The 13027-nt window shown below is 63.0% G+C and carries 10 protein-coding genes; 8 read left to right on the top strand and 2 right to left on the bottom strand.

Annotation, left to right across the window (positions count from 1 at the left end; all coding sequences use genetic code 11):
• Positions 1-406: 406 nt before the first annotated feature.
• A complete protein-coding gene (otsB, locus tag P3T16_RS13220) occupies positions 407-1156 on the top strand; it encodes a trehalose-phosphatase (RefSeq protein ID WP_429256785.1) in 750 nt (249 codons plus the stop codon).
• Between the two features lie 58 nt (positions 1157-1214).
• Positions 1215-2648: an alpha,alpha-trehalose-phosphate synthase (UDP-forming) gene (gene otsA, locus P3T16_RS13215; RefSeq protein WP_429342642.1), complete on the top strand. Its 1434-nt coding sequence runs from the start codon at positions 1215-1217 to the stop codon at positions 2646-2648.
• 114 nt (positions 2649-2762) lie between these two features.
• Here the strand turns inward: otsA and P3T16_RS13210 are convergent, their stop codons facing one another.
• Positions 2763-4655 carry an ABC transporter ATP-binding protein gene (locus P3T16_RS13210; protein WP_429256783.1) on the bottom strand — a complete coding sequence of 631 codons (1893 nt, stop codon included), beginning with the start codon at positions 4653-4655 and terminating at the stop codon, positions 2763-2765.
• 690 nt (positions 4656-5345) lie between these two features.
• On the opposite strand from P3T16_RS13210, the gene P3T16_RS13205 reads away from it, so the two are divergent.
• The 4 genes from P3T16_RS13205 to P3T16_RS13190 all read left to right on the top strand — a co-directional run bounded on the left by P3T16_RS13205 (position 5346) and on the right by P3T16_RS13190 (position 9771).
• Positions 5346-6410: a glycosyltransferase family 4 protein gene (locus tag P3T16_RS13205; protein ID WP_429256782.1), complete on the top strand. Its 1065-nt coding sequence runs from the start codon at positions 5346-5348 to the stop codon at positions 6408-6410.
• Between the two features lie 243 nt (positions 6411-6653).
• Positions 6654-7511, top strand: a complete 858-nt coding sequence (locus P3T16_RS13200) for a hypothetical protein (protein ID WP_429342641.1) — start codon at positions 6654-6656, stop codon at positions 7509-7511.
• Between the two features lie 57 nt (positions 7512-7568).
• A complete protein-coding gene (locus P3T16_RS13195; protein WP_429256780.1) occupies positions 7569-8033 on the top strand; it encodes a DUF2214 family protein in 465 nt (154 codons plus the stop codon).
• A 454-nt stretch (positions 8034-8487) separates the two neighbouring features.
• Positions 8488-9771, top strand: a complete 1284-nt coding sequence (locus tag P3T16_RS13190) for an MFS transporter (protein ID WP_429342640.1) — start codon at positions 8488-8490, stop codon at positions 9769-9771.
• A 94-nt stretch (positions 9772-9865) separates the two neighbouring features.
• Here P3T16_RS13190 and P3T16_RS13185 read toward each other — a convergent pair whose 3' ends face one another.
• Positions 9866-10867 carry a LacI family DNA-binding transcriptional regulator gene (locus tag P3T16_RS13185; protein ID WP_429342639.1) on the bottom strand — a complete coding sequence of 334 codons (1002 nt, stop codon included), beginning with the start codon at positions 10865-10867 and terminating at the stop codon, positions 9866-9868.
• Positions 10868-11030: 163 nt separating this feature from the next.
• On the opposite strand from P3T16_RS13185, the gene P3T16_RS13180 reads away from it, so the two are divergent.
• Positions 11031-11864 carry an NAD-dependent epimerase/dehydratase family protein gene (locus P3T16_RS13180; RefSeq protein ID WP_429342638.1) on the top strand — a complete coding sequence of 278 codons (834 nt, stop codon included), beginning with the start codon at positions 11031-11033 and terminating at the stop codon, positions 11862-11864.
• Positions 11861-12784 carry an SMP-30/gluconolactonase/LRE family protein gene (locus tag P3T16_RS13175; protein ID WP_429342637.1) on the top strand — a complete coding sequence of 308 codons (924 nt, stop codon included), beginning with the start codon at positions 11861-11863 and terminating at the stop codon, positions 12782-12784. The genes P3T16_RS13180 and P3T16_RS13175 overlap by 4 nt, the downstream gene beginning before the upstream one ends.
• Positions 12785-13027: the final 243 nt, after the last annotated feature.

The raw sequence follows: 13027 nt of genomic DNA, 5'->3' as shown, positions 1-13027 counted from the left end.
TTACGCTGAGTCTTGCAGCTAGACGGGGCGGGCGGGAACAAATGCAATCTCGATGACTCGATCAAACAGGAGAGACGCGAGGGCAGACGCGACGGCAGGCGCTGTTGCAGATTCCGGTGAAACGGCTTGAATCCGGACACGGCGCGATGGCTGCGACTGTATCGCAATTTGTCCGACGATGTGCCCGCGCGCCAGGCCTGACGCGGCGACCGGGGCAAAATGTCACACGTGACTGAAAGCTGCATGAAGCCTGATTGTTCTGTTTTTGAACGAAATCCGGTTGGCCGACGTGCGTTGAAGCCAGGCCAGCCCATGCGCCAGCCTTACTTCCTCGAAAAATTGGCGGATGCGCGGTAAGATGCGCACACTTTTCCGGCTGTAAACGGCTGAAAGGCAAGACAAGACGATGCGAGCACTTCCGGCTGTTCTGTCTCCCAGCGAGACGGCTTTTTTCTTCGACTTCGACGGCACCCTCGTCGAGCTGGCGCCGACGCCCGATGGCGTGCTGGTGCAACCCCGGGTCATCGAACTGCTGACCGAGCTGCGGCGCCTCACGAATGGCGCGGTGGCGATCGTGTCCGGTCGCGGCATCGACAGCATCGATTCGTTTCTCGGCATGCCTGACATGCCGATCGCGGGTCTGCACGGCGCCGAGCGGCGCGACGCGAACGGCGACACGCAGCGCACGGGTTTCAACGACGACCGGCTGCTGCGTATGGAGCAGGACCTCGCGGAAATCGTGCGTACGAATCCGGGCATGTTGCTGGAGATCAAGGGCGCCGCGGTCGCACTGCACTATCGCAATGCGCCTGAGCGCGAACCGGTCGCCCGCGAAGCGACGAGCCGCCTTGTCGCTGAATATCCCGATGCGTACGTGTTGCAGCCCGGCAAGATGGTCTACGAAATCAAGCCGAAGGACGTCGACAAGGGCCGCGCGCTGCGCGCCTTCCTCGACGAGCCGCCGTTCACCGGACGCACGCCCGTATTCGCCGGGGACGACCTCACCGACGAGAAAGGCTTCGCTGTCGTCAACGAGCGCGGCGGCGTGTCGATCAAGGTTGGCGGCGGAGATTCGGTCGCGAAAACGCGACTCGATTCGGTCGGCGCGCTGATCGACTGGCTGGCGTCCGTCGTCGCGGCTGCGGGCAAGGCGTGACTTTCATGCGGCACTTCCGTCGCAGTGACAACTTCTTTCAGCGTGAGAATTGCGCTTCATGAGTCGACTGATCATCGTATCGAACCGGGTCGCACCGATCTCGGAAGGCGGCCCCGCGGCGGGCGGGCTGGCAGTCGGCGTCTATGACGCACTGAAGGAAACCGGCGGCATGTGGTTCGGCTGGAGCGGCGATGTGCTGTCGTCCGGCCAGCCGCAGATCAGCGTCGAAGAGCGCGGCCCGGTGACTTTCGCGACCATCGGCCTCGTGCGGCGCGATTACGACCAGTATTACCGCGGCTTTTCGAACGCGACGCTGTGGCCCGCGTTCCACTATCGCGCGGACCTCGTTCAGTACGACCGGCACGATTTCGAAGGCTATTGCCGCGTGAATACCTGGCTCGCGCAGCAACTCGTGCCGCTGCTGCGCCCCGACGACGTCATCTGGGTTCACGACTATCACCTGATTCCGTTCGCGAAAGCGCTGCGCGCCGCGGGCGTGAAGAACCGTATCGGGTTTTTCCTGCACATTCCGTTTCCCGCTTCGCAGGTGCTGCTCGCGGTGCCGCCGCATCGCGAACTGGTCGAGGCGCTGTGTTCGTTCGATCTGATCGGCTTCCAGACGGAGCCCGACCTGCGTTCGTTCTGCGACTACATCGTGCATGAGGGCAACGGCTCGGTCGACGCACCCGTGAGCGGGCGCCCGACGACCGTTCGCGCGTTCGGCCGGACGCTGCATGCGGCGGCGTATCCGATCGGCGTGTATCCGGATGAAATCGCCGAACTCGCGAAAGCAGGCGAGGGCGGCAAGCCCGTGCGCACGATGCGGGCGACACTGCATTCGCGCAAGCTGATCATGAGCGTCGACCGGCTCGATTATTCGAAGGGGCTGGTCGAGCGTTTCCGCGCGTTCGAGCGGCTGCTGGAGCATGCGCCGGCGCAACGCAACAAGGTGTCGTTCGTGCAGATTGCGCCGCCGACGCGCGCCGACATGCACGCCTATCAGGACATCCGTCTGCAGCTCGAGGGCGAATCGGGCCGCATCAACGGACGGTTCGCGGAGCTGGACTGGACACCGATCCGCTACATCCATCGTCAGTACGAGCGACCGGTGCTGGCGGCGCTGTTTCGCGCGTCGCACGTCGGTTATGTGACGCCGCTGCGCGACGGCATGAACCTCGTCGCGAAGGAGTATGTGTCGGCGCAGGATCCGGACGATCCGGGCGTGCTGGTGTTGTCGCGGTTCGCCGGCGCGGCGCAGGAACTGAACGGCGCGCTGATCGTGAATCCGGTCGATATCGACGGCATGGCTGAAGCACTCGCCACCGCGCTCGCGATGCCACTTGCGGAGCGTCAGGCGCGCTATCGGGAGATGATGGCGCAGCTGCGCGAGAACAACGTCTCTGTGTGGCGCGACAATTTCATGCGCGATCTTCAGGCGGCCGGCCCTCTACAACGTACACGGAAGCGGGCAGGGGTTTCGCTCGCGGAATGAAGGCCCGGTCTGGCTGCCATTGACTCATCGCATTGCACGTAAAAAAGCCGCTTCGATTCGAAGCGGCTTTTTCTTTTAACGCTCGCGCAGCGCGGTTGAACGGCGGCGCGTTGCTCAGGCCACGTGCTGCTCGTCGACCTTTTTGCCGCCGACGTGCAGCGTCGTTCCCTTGCCATACTGCTTCGACAGCAGATCGCGATACAGCCCCGGCCGGTTGCGCAACTCTTCGGGCGTGCCGTCGTCGATGACCTTGCCCGCGCTCATTACGATGATGCGATCGAAGTTGTGCAGCGTCGACAGACGGTGCGCAATCGCGATCACCGTACGGCCGACCATCAGCCGGTCGAGCGCCTTCTGGATTGCTTCTTCCGATGCGCTGTCCAGCGCCGACGTCGCTTCGTCGAGCAACAGGATCGGCGCGTTCTTCAGGATGGCCCGCGCGATCGCGATCCGCTGACGTTGCCCACCCGAAAGCTTCACGCCACGGTCGCCGACGATCGTGTCATAGCCTTCCGGCATCGCCTCGATGAAATCCGAGCAGCGCGCTTCACGCGCAGCGGCCAGCACTTCGTCGCGCGTTGCTTCGGGGCGCCCGTACGCAATGTTCTCGTACACCGTGCGATGGAACAGCGAAATATCCTGCGGCACGAGCGCGATCGAATGGCGCAGGCTGTCCTGCGTGATGGCGCCGATGTCCTGCCCGTCGATCTTGATCTGGCCGCCCTGCGTGTCATAGAAACGCTGCAGCAGCGCGAGCACGGTGGATTTGCCCGCGCCTGACTTGCCGATCAGGCCCACGCGCTGACCCGCTTCGATATGCAGCTCGAAGTGGTCGAGAATCGGCCGGCGGCGCGGATACGCGAACGTGACGCTTTCGAAGTCGACGCGGCCGCCCTGCGGCACGAGTTCACCCGCGTCCTTGCGATCCGGCATGCCGTGCGGTTCCAGCAGCGTCTTGACGGCTTCAGCGAGCCGCGCCACGTGCTGCGTCACATCGACGAGCGCGACGGCCAGATCGCGCGTGCCGTGCAGGATCGTGAAACCGAGCGAGCTGACGAGCACGATGTCGCCGGATGTCGCGCGGCCCTGATCCCACAGCCACAGCGCCCAGCCGAGCAGCCCGGCTGACAGCAGCGCGGTGATGACCGCGTGCAGCAGGCGCAGCTTCTCAAGGTAGAGCAGACTTTGCTGGCGCGCGTCCATCTCGGCTTTCACCGTGTCGCCGAAGCGCTTCTGCTCGCGCAGCGTCATGCCGAAGGCGCGCACGAGCCCCATGTTGCTGATCACGTCGACGAGTTCGCCGTCGACGGAGGCGGCCTTCGATGCAAAGTGATGGTGACGCGCCGAGCCACGGCCCGCGAGCTTGTAGAGCACGATCGACAGGATCGCGGAGCAGAGCATCAGGCCGCCGGCCATCAGCGGGTTGACCGCGGTGATCATCACGATCGCGCCCAGCACGGCGATGCACGGCGGCAGCACGTTCCAGGCGGTGGTGTTTTCGGCGGTATAGACCGCGTTCGACGTGGCCGTGATCCGGCTTGCCAGCATGCCCGGCTGCTTTTCCGAGTAATACGTGGGCGAATGGCCGCTCAGGTACTGGAACAGATCGCGCCTCAGGTCGCCCGTGACGGCGACGAACGTGTGCGCGGCGACCCAGCCGCCGATCCGCCACAGCAGGTTGTCGGCGGCAATCAGGCCGACCAGGATCGCAAAGGCGCCCCACAGCGGGCCCGGATGATGACGGCCTTCGCCAAGCACGTCGATGAGATGCTTGATCGCGTATTGCGACGCGAGCGCACACCCCACGGCCGCGAACACGCTGCACAGGACGATCGCATGCGCGAGCGGGTGGCGGCGAATGAAGCGGAAAAGGAACGCAAGCGGCCGGTGCGCATAGCTCGCAAGCTTTGCGTTGTGGGCATTACGCTGGGCGATGGTGAGATGTTCCAATGTGTTCGTGTGTTGGTGGTCGGTAAGTGACGGCGGGGTTGCAGGCCGTCGGTGCATGTCGCCGCATAGCGACAAAAAAGCGCACGTTCTCGCATTGTAAACATGCAAAGAACTTTCGGAGACTGCAAAAAAGGAAACGGCGGGCAATGACGGGCAACGAAGAGGCATCGCGTGCCCGCCTTCGCGCAATAAAGATTCGCCACCTATGTGTTGCGAGACCCGCCTGCGCAACGCTGGTTCATCCCGGCGGCGGAAAAATTTCGAGATATAATTACAAACTGCATTCAGTCGCGTCGCTGCGCGATGGCAGACGGTTCAAAGACCCGGTAAAACTGCGCTGAAAAAGCGTCGGCCCTGGCGTTGACCGTGCGTTCAAACGCAGCTGTCACCGCGGGCCTTTCAATGTAAAACTGGCTTGTAAAACAAGGGTTTGCAAAGTGTTTCGCCTTTGTAACAACCTAAAGACTTTGAAAGGTTTTGCGTCGCGCGTGCCTCCCGGCACTGATAATGCATGCTCGGTTTGGCCCACTAAAATCTGACAGTTTGTCAACGAGTGCGCGGCCCGTGCGTTTTAAGCCGGATGCACAACCTGGTGACGATGACCAGTCTGGGCATTCCAACCAGCGTTCAATCGCAGAATTTCCCGAATGAAACAGGCCAGCGCCTCCGGTGCGAGCCGCACCGGGTGGGCGGGCGAGTCGCTTTTAACAAACTTGTAGTCTTGATCTTTACCAGGAGTTCACCATTATGCGAATCGCTCAAATCGCTCCGTTACACGAGGCGGTTCCTCCCAAGCTCTATGGCGGCACGGAACGCGTGGTTTCGTACCTGACCGAAGCACTGGTCGAGCTGGGACATGACGTCACGCTCTTCGCGAGCGGCGATTCGCAGACTTCGGCGAAACTCGAAGCCTTCTGGCCGCAGGCGCTGCGCCTCGACCCGACAATCCGCGACACGATGGCGCCGCACATGCTGCTGCTCGAAGAAGTGCGCCGCCGCGCGGACGAATTCGATGTGCTGCACTTCCACATCGACTACTACCCGTTCTCGCTGTTCTCGCGCCAGCCCACGCCGCATCTGACGACACTGCACGGCCGTCTCGACCTGCCGGAACTGCAACCGGTCTTCAACACGTTTAACGACGTGCCGGTCGTCTCGATTTCGGACAACCAGCGCTCGCCGCTGCAACAGGCGAACTGGCTGTCGACGGTGTATCACGGCCTGCCGGAAAACCTGCTGAAGCCGATCCCGAATGTGAAGCCGGGCTATCTCGCGTTCCTTGGCCGCATTTCGCCGGAAAAGCGTCTCGACACGGCCATCCGCATCGCCGAACAGGCCGGCATGCCGATCAAGATTGCCGCGAAGCTCGACAAGGCTGACCGCGCGTACTACGAAGAAGTCATCAAGCCGCTGATGTCGCTGCCGCACGTCGAGTACATCGGCGAAATCAGCGAAGCTGAAAAGACCGAATTCCTCGGCAACGCGCACGCGCTGCTCTTCCCGATCGACTGGCCGGAGCCGTTTGGTCTCGTGATGATCGAAGCCATGGCATGCGGTACGCCGGTGATCGCGTTCAAGCGCGGCTCGGTGCCGGAAGTGATCGAAAACGGCGTGTCGGGCTTCGTCGTCGAAGACGAAATCAGCGCGGTCGCCGCCGTGAAGCGTCTGCACACGCTGCCGCGCGAAAACGTGCGCAAGGCGTTCGAGTCGCGCTTCTCGTCGAAAGTGATGGCGCAGAACTACCTCGCCTCGTATGAAGAGCTGCTTCGTGGCAAGCGCCGCACCGTGCTGCGCGAAGTCAACGCGAACTGAAACGGCTGAAGGCGGGTTTCACCAGTCCATGGTGGAGCCCACCGGCAGGCGCGTCGCATAGCGCGTGTGACACCAGCAACGCCCCGCATGCAAGCTGCATGCGGGGCGTTGTTGCATGTGCGCCGCGTCTGACGCCGCGAAGCACAGTTTCGGTGCTGTGAAGCGTGAGGCGCGGTAGCAATATCCCTATAATGGCCGTGCCGCAAAATTCCCCTGCGGCGCTGCCGACGACAGGAGGATGCCTTGGCGAGAACGAACGAAACGCGTGCGAACGCGGCGCCTGGCGCCGGGACGGTTTTCGCGCTGCGCGCCATCGGTCTCGTGATCCTGGCGCGCTGGCTGTTTTCGATGTCGGACATGGGTTTCAGCCTCGCCACGTTGACGGCGATGGCATCGTCGCCCTGGGTCTGCATCAACCTCGTTTTTCTGTTCCTGATCATTTTCCTGCCGGGCGCGCGCGCCCGCGCCGAGCGTCCGTTCCATCCGCTGCCGCAATGGCTGCGTCAGGCGCTGCGGCTCTTTGCGCTCCTCGGTTTTGTGTTTGCGGTCTGGTCGGTTGGCGCCTTCGTGTGGGCGGCCGGGTGGCGGCGCGCGGTTACCACCATCGCCGCGACGAACGGCTGGCTGGTGGCCGCGCCGGCGCTGTATGCCGCCGTGATGTGGATCTGCCGGCCGCGCGCGTTGTGGCGCACGAACACCGCCGCGCGACGCTATGCGATCGGGCGATACGCGGTTGCGCTCGATCTGGTGACGCGCACCGCCATCGTCTGGGCCGAAAGCCGGAAGCTCGGCCAGTACGATTCGCGCGAATTGTCAGTGCGCTGGCCCGATGTCCCGGCGACCCGTAGCGGCATGCCGAAGGCGGCGGCGGCAACGCTCGTGACCGAGCCGCCTGTGGCGGGCGTCACGCACGCTTCAGTGGCCGCCGCGGCGCCTCGCGCCAGCCTTGCGGCGTGGTGGCATCGTCCGAAAGTCGAGTTGCTATGGGATTCGCCTGCCGCAGCCGGACATAACCGGCAGACGGTGTTCCGCGCGCCGCTCGTTACCGAAGGCGATCGCGTCGCCGCCCGCGCGCTCGACGCCATGCTGCAGCAGGCCTGATCTCGCTGGAAACACGTCGCCTGGATCGAACGGGCGAGTCGCACGGAAGGAGTCGCCATGCTGTTTCGCTGGTTGCTTGCCGCTATCCACCTGCTCGCGTTCGGTTATGCACTCGCGTCCATTGTTGGGCGGTCGAGGTTGTTGCGCCGCTGCACGACGACAGCTGAATTGCCCGCCGTGTTTCGCGCCGACGCCGGCTGGGGTCTTTCGGCGCTGGTGCTCATCCTCACCGGCGGCATGCGCGCTTTCGGCGGCTTCGAAAAGGGCGGGGACTATTACCTTCACGCGTCGCTGTTTCACCTCAAGATGGGGGCGCTCATATTGATCCTGCTGCTCGAAATCGCGCCGATGATGGCGCTCATCCGCTGGCGTATCGCGCTGAGGGACGGTACGACGCCGGACCTGACTCGCGCAGCCCATTTCGCGCGTATCGGCACGCTGCAGACTGTCCTTCTGGTCGTGATGGTGTTCGCGGCGTCGGGCATGGCGAGGGGAATCGCGTTGGCCGCCGGAGCAGGGTAGGCGGTTTCTAACCGCACGGCGACTGGCGCTTTGGAAAATCAAGAAAACGATTAACTTCTTCGAGATGCGGTCGCGGTTGCCTCGTCATGAGGACACGTTAATGCCGGCTGCTCGCAGAAAGAGTCCGAGGTCGCGGGCTACATGAACACCAGGCTCTTCTGCCCCCTTCTGTGCGTGCATTCGTGCACACTCACCTTACCAGCATCTCCCCGGAATTCCGCCCGCCGGATCGGTTGGTTCGCGCTCCTGGGGTTTTGCCTGGAATCCCGTTTTTTTGCACACGAGGTGCCGGATTGAGCTATAAAATAGCCACCAAGGAAAACGTTTAACTCTTTCCGGAGCGCGACTTTTCCCGCTGCCCGCGTCATACGCGTCCGGGTCGGCGCCCGGTGCTCGTACTGGACATCAATTACACAAGCGCGGCATGGCGAGCCAGGTCGCGCAGGAGACAACCATGCAATCTGCCGTTATAGGCGTGGTGCGCGTCGCCAGCCGCTATCGCTGGACCGTGTGCGCGCTGCTCTTTTTCGCGACGGTCATCAACTACATGGACCGGCAGATTCTCGGCCTGCTCGCGCCGGTCCTGCAACACGACATCGGCTGGAGCCAGGTGCAGTACGGTCGCATCGTGATCGCGTTTTCGGCCTTCTATGCGGTCGGGTTGCTGGGGTTCGGGCGCGTGGTCGACTGGATCGGCACACGCGTGTCGTATGCGGCGGCAATGCTGATCTGGAGCGTCGCGGCGATGCTGCATGCGGCCGTCGGCTCGGTCACGGGTTTCGCTGCGGTGCGCGCGCTGCTCGGCATTGGCGAAGGCGGCAATTTTCCGGCTGCTATCAAGGCCACAGCGGAATGGTTTCCGCGTCGTGAGCGGGCGCTTGCCACCGGCATCTTCAACTCAGGCGCGAACATCGGCGCGGTCTTCGCTCCCGCGATCATTCCGCCGCTCGCGATCGCGGTGGGCTGGCGCGCGGCATTTGTCGTCATCGGCGCGCTCGGTCTTGTCTGGATTGTCGTGTGGATGACGATCTACAAGCCGGCCGACCAGAACCGCGCGGAATCCCTCGACGGCGCCGATGCGCTCGAAGACGGAGAAGAAGCCGACACAGGCGTCGGCGCGCCGGGCTGGGGCTCGCTGTTGAAGATGCGCGAGACGTGGGCGTTCATCATCGGCAAGTTCCTGACTGATCCGGTGTGGTGGTTCTACCTGTTCTGGCTGCCGAAGTGGCTCAACGAAGCGCGCGGTATGGATCTGCAGCACATTGGACCGCCGCTCGTCTGCATCTATGCGCTGACGACGGTCGGTAGTATTGGTGGCGGCTGGATTTCGTCGGCGCTGCTGAAAGGCGGCTGGAGCGTGAACCGCGCCCGCAAGACCGCGATGCTGATCTGCGCATGCTGCGTACTGCCGATCGCGTTCGTGTCGCAGGTGGACAATCTCTGGCTCGCGGTGCTGATCATTGGGCTCGCGGCGGCTGCGCATCAGGGCTGGTCGGCGAATCTTTTCACAACGGCGTCCGATATGTTCCCGCGACGCGCAGTGGGCGCGGTGGTCGGGATCGGCGGCATGGCGGGGTCGATCGGCGGCGTGCTGTTCTCTGAAGTCATTGGTCAGGTGTTGCAGCGGACCGGCCAGTACTGGGTGCTGTTCGTGATTGGCGCGTGCGGTTATCTGGTTGCGCTGGGCATCATGCATCTGCTCGTGCCGAATATGAAGACGGCGTCGCTTAAAGCCTGATTTCGCTTCGGACGCTCACGCAAAAAAGAGCCGATATCCGTTGAGGGGATATCGGCTCTTTTATATGCGGCGGAAAGCGTATGGCGGGGCGTGCTTACGGCGTGTCGCCGCGCCGGATCGTCGAGTCGCGCACAATAAGGCGCGGCTCGAGTGTGACATGACCCGTGTCGGGTTTGCCGGAGAGTGCGTCGATCAGCTTCAGCATCGCGGTCTCGCCCATTTTTTCGCTTTGCAGATCGACGGTGGTGAGCGCGGGAACCGCATATTCGCCGTAAGGCACGTTGTCGAAGCCCGTCACCGACAGGTCCTGCGGCAGCTTGAAACCGAGCGCCATGGCTTCCTTCATGAAGCCGAGCGCGATCAGGTCGTTGTAGCAGATCAGCGCTTCGGGGCGGCCCGGGCCCAGCATGATCGATGAGCAGGCGCTTTTCCCGGCCAGCGTCGACGGCGCGTGCGCATCGTGCACGTCGAGCGTCAAACCGGCTTCCGCGAGACACGTGCGCGCGCCGCGAATCCGCTCGGCGTCCCAGCGCGAGCCGGCGAAACCGAGGTAGCCGATACGCCGGTGCCCCTGGTTCAGCAGGTGTCGCGCCAGCATGTACCCTGCGAGATAGCTGTCGTTGCTGACGCTCGGAATGGGGAACTGCTGGTTGCGCCCGAGCAGGACAACGGGTTTATTCAGCTTCGTCATCCATTCCATCGAGTCTTCCTGCATCCGCGAACTGATGATGACGCCGTCCACACGCCGCGCCAGCGCCTCGATGAGCGGCTGCTCGCGCTCCTGGTTCTCTTCGGTATCGACCAGTAGCAGCGTGTAGTCGTGTCGCAGCGCGATGCGGTTCGCGCCCTTCACGATGTTGGTGAAGTACGGATTCCGGATATCGAGGATCGCAAGGCCGATGGTGCGCGTTTCCCCGGTGATCATCGAGCGGGCGAGTGGATTGGAGCGGTAGCCGAGCTGCGCGATCGCTTCTTTCAGACGGGCTTCGACGGGCGCGGAGAAACGCTGCGCGCCGTTCATGTACTTCGATACCGTTGCCACTGAGACACCCGCTGCAGCGGCGACATCGCGAATCGTAGGCGTATTTTTTTTCATTTTCTTCGAGTAAACGTTTTCTTTTTGTATGGTCTGGTCCGGATGCCGGTCAAGTCAATTGACGCAAGGGTGCCTGAAAATATAATATGTAGTTAGGAAAACGTTTTCTCTCGCCGTTTTTTCGGCCTGACTACCGATCATACGCAATCAGGGACACTGCAACATGAGCAACGAAGCATCAGCATCACGCAAGCCCTTCCACCGTATTCTCCTGACGGGCGCCGCGGGCAATCTGGGCGCCCAGTTGCGTACTCCGCTCGCCGACTGGGCCGACATCGTGCGCGTCAGCGACATCGCGCCCCTGGGCGAGGCGGCGCCGCATGAAGAACTCGCGGTGCTGGATCTCGCTGACCGGGCGGGCGTCGATGCCCTGGTCGAAGGCGTCGATGCCATCGTGCATCTGGGTGGCATTTCGGTCGACGCCCCGTTCGACGATCTGATCGAAGCCAATATCCGCGGACTCTACAACCTGTACTCGGCGGCGCACAAGCATCGCGTGAAGCGCATCGTGTTCGCGAGCTCGAATCACACGATCGGTTTTCACCCGACCACCTCGGTGATCGACGCCGATTCGCCGATGCGGCCTGACAGCCTCTACGGCGTGACGAAATGCTTCGGCGAATCGCTGTCGCGTTATTACTACGACCGTTTCGGGCTGGAAACCGTGTGCGTGCGGATCGGCTCGTCGTTCGAGGAACCGAAGAATCCGCGCATGCTCGTCACGTATCTCAGCTACCGCGATTTCATCGAACTGGTGCGCTGCTCGCTGTTCACGAACCGTGTCGGGCACGCGATCGTGTACGGCGCGTCGAACAATCCGGTGAAGTGGTGGGACAACACGAAGGCCGGGTTCCTCGGCTTTAACCCGCAGGACAGCTCGGCGAAGTTCGACGGTCTTTTTCCGCTGACTGCGCCGACCGACAATCGCGACGATCCCGCGCAGTTGTACCAGGGCGGCCCGTTCGTGCTGGGCGAGCCGATGGAGCGTAAGCGATGACCATGGGCGTATCTGTCGAGCGGATTGACGCGGCAGGGCAGGCGTCGGTCGGCGAGAGTCCGGTGTGGCGCGCAGCGGATGAGGCGCTTTACTGGGTCGATATTCCCGCGCAGAAGATTGTGCGGCTCCATGTCGCTTCGGGCGCGCGGTCGGAATGGACGCTGCCGGAGAAGGTCGCGTGCATCGCGTTCGACCGGGCTGGCATCGTGCTCGCGGGGATGGAGACGGGGTTGTTCGCGGTGACCTTGCCTGAGCCTGAGCGTGCGACGGGCGGGAATCTGAGTCCATCGCAGATGCGGCAACTGGCGGCGCCGGTGTTTCCCTCGAAGGACATGCGTTTCAACGATGGCCGTTGCGATCGGCAGGGGCGTTTCTGGTCGGGGACGATGGTGCAGGACATGTCGCTGGCCAGTCCGGCGGGCGCATTGTTCCGGTTCGACGCGGCGGGCGTTCTATCGGCGCCGGTGATCGACGGCCTGATCACGCAGAACGGTCTGGCGTGGTCGCCGGATGGCATGACGATGTACCTGTCGGACTCCCATCCATCGAAGCGCCTCGTGTGGGCGTTCGATTTCGACGTCGATAGCGGGACGCCACGAAACCGTCGCGTGTTCGTCGATCTTCACCATCACGCAGGCCGTCCGGACGGCGCGGCCGTGGACGCCGACGGCTGCTACTGGACCTGTGCGAACGATGCCGGACTGCTTCTGCGTTTTACGCCACAAGGTGTTCTCGACCGGAAGATCGAGGTGCCGGCGGTGAAGCCATCGATGTGTGCCTTTGGCGGGCGCGATCTCGATACGCTGTTCGTCACGTCGATCCGTCCAGCCAGTGAGGCGACGGAGGATGACGGCGGCGTCTTCGCGATTCGGGCTGGCGTGCGGGGGTCGCCGGAGCCGGAGTATGCGGGCGCGTTGTGAACCTGGGCGCGGCTGACCGCGCCTTGTTGCAACCGATGCGGAAGCCGGGTTTTGCGCCGGTTTTTCGTACCGGGTTTTGCACGGTTAACGAAAAAAGCCCAGGTCGTGAGACCTGGGCTTTTCGCGCACATTCTGGTGGGTAGTACTGGGATCGAACCAGTGACCCCTGCCGTGTGAAGCGAAATTCAGCCCCTGCTTTACTTGCGATGAAGCGATGCATCCACCGCCTCAGGCTTGATTCTA

Origin of the sequence: Paraburkholderia sp. GAS42, assembly GCF_050436565.1 — a bacterium.
In the GTDB taxonomy this organism is placed as follows: Bacteria; Pseudomonadota; Gammaproteobacteria; order Burkholderiales; family Burkholderiaceae; genus Paraburkholderia.
Note: the sequence above shows the minus strand (reverse complement) of the source record. Positions and strands in the feature narration are given on the sequence as shown.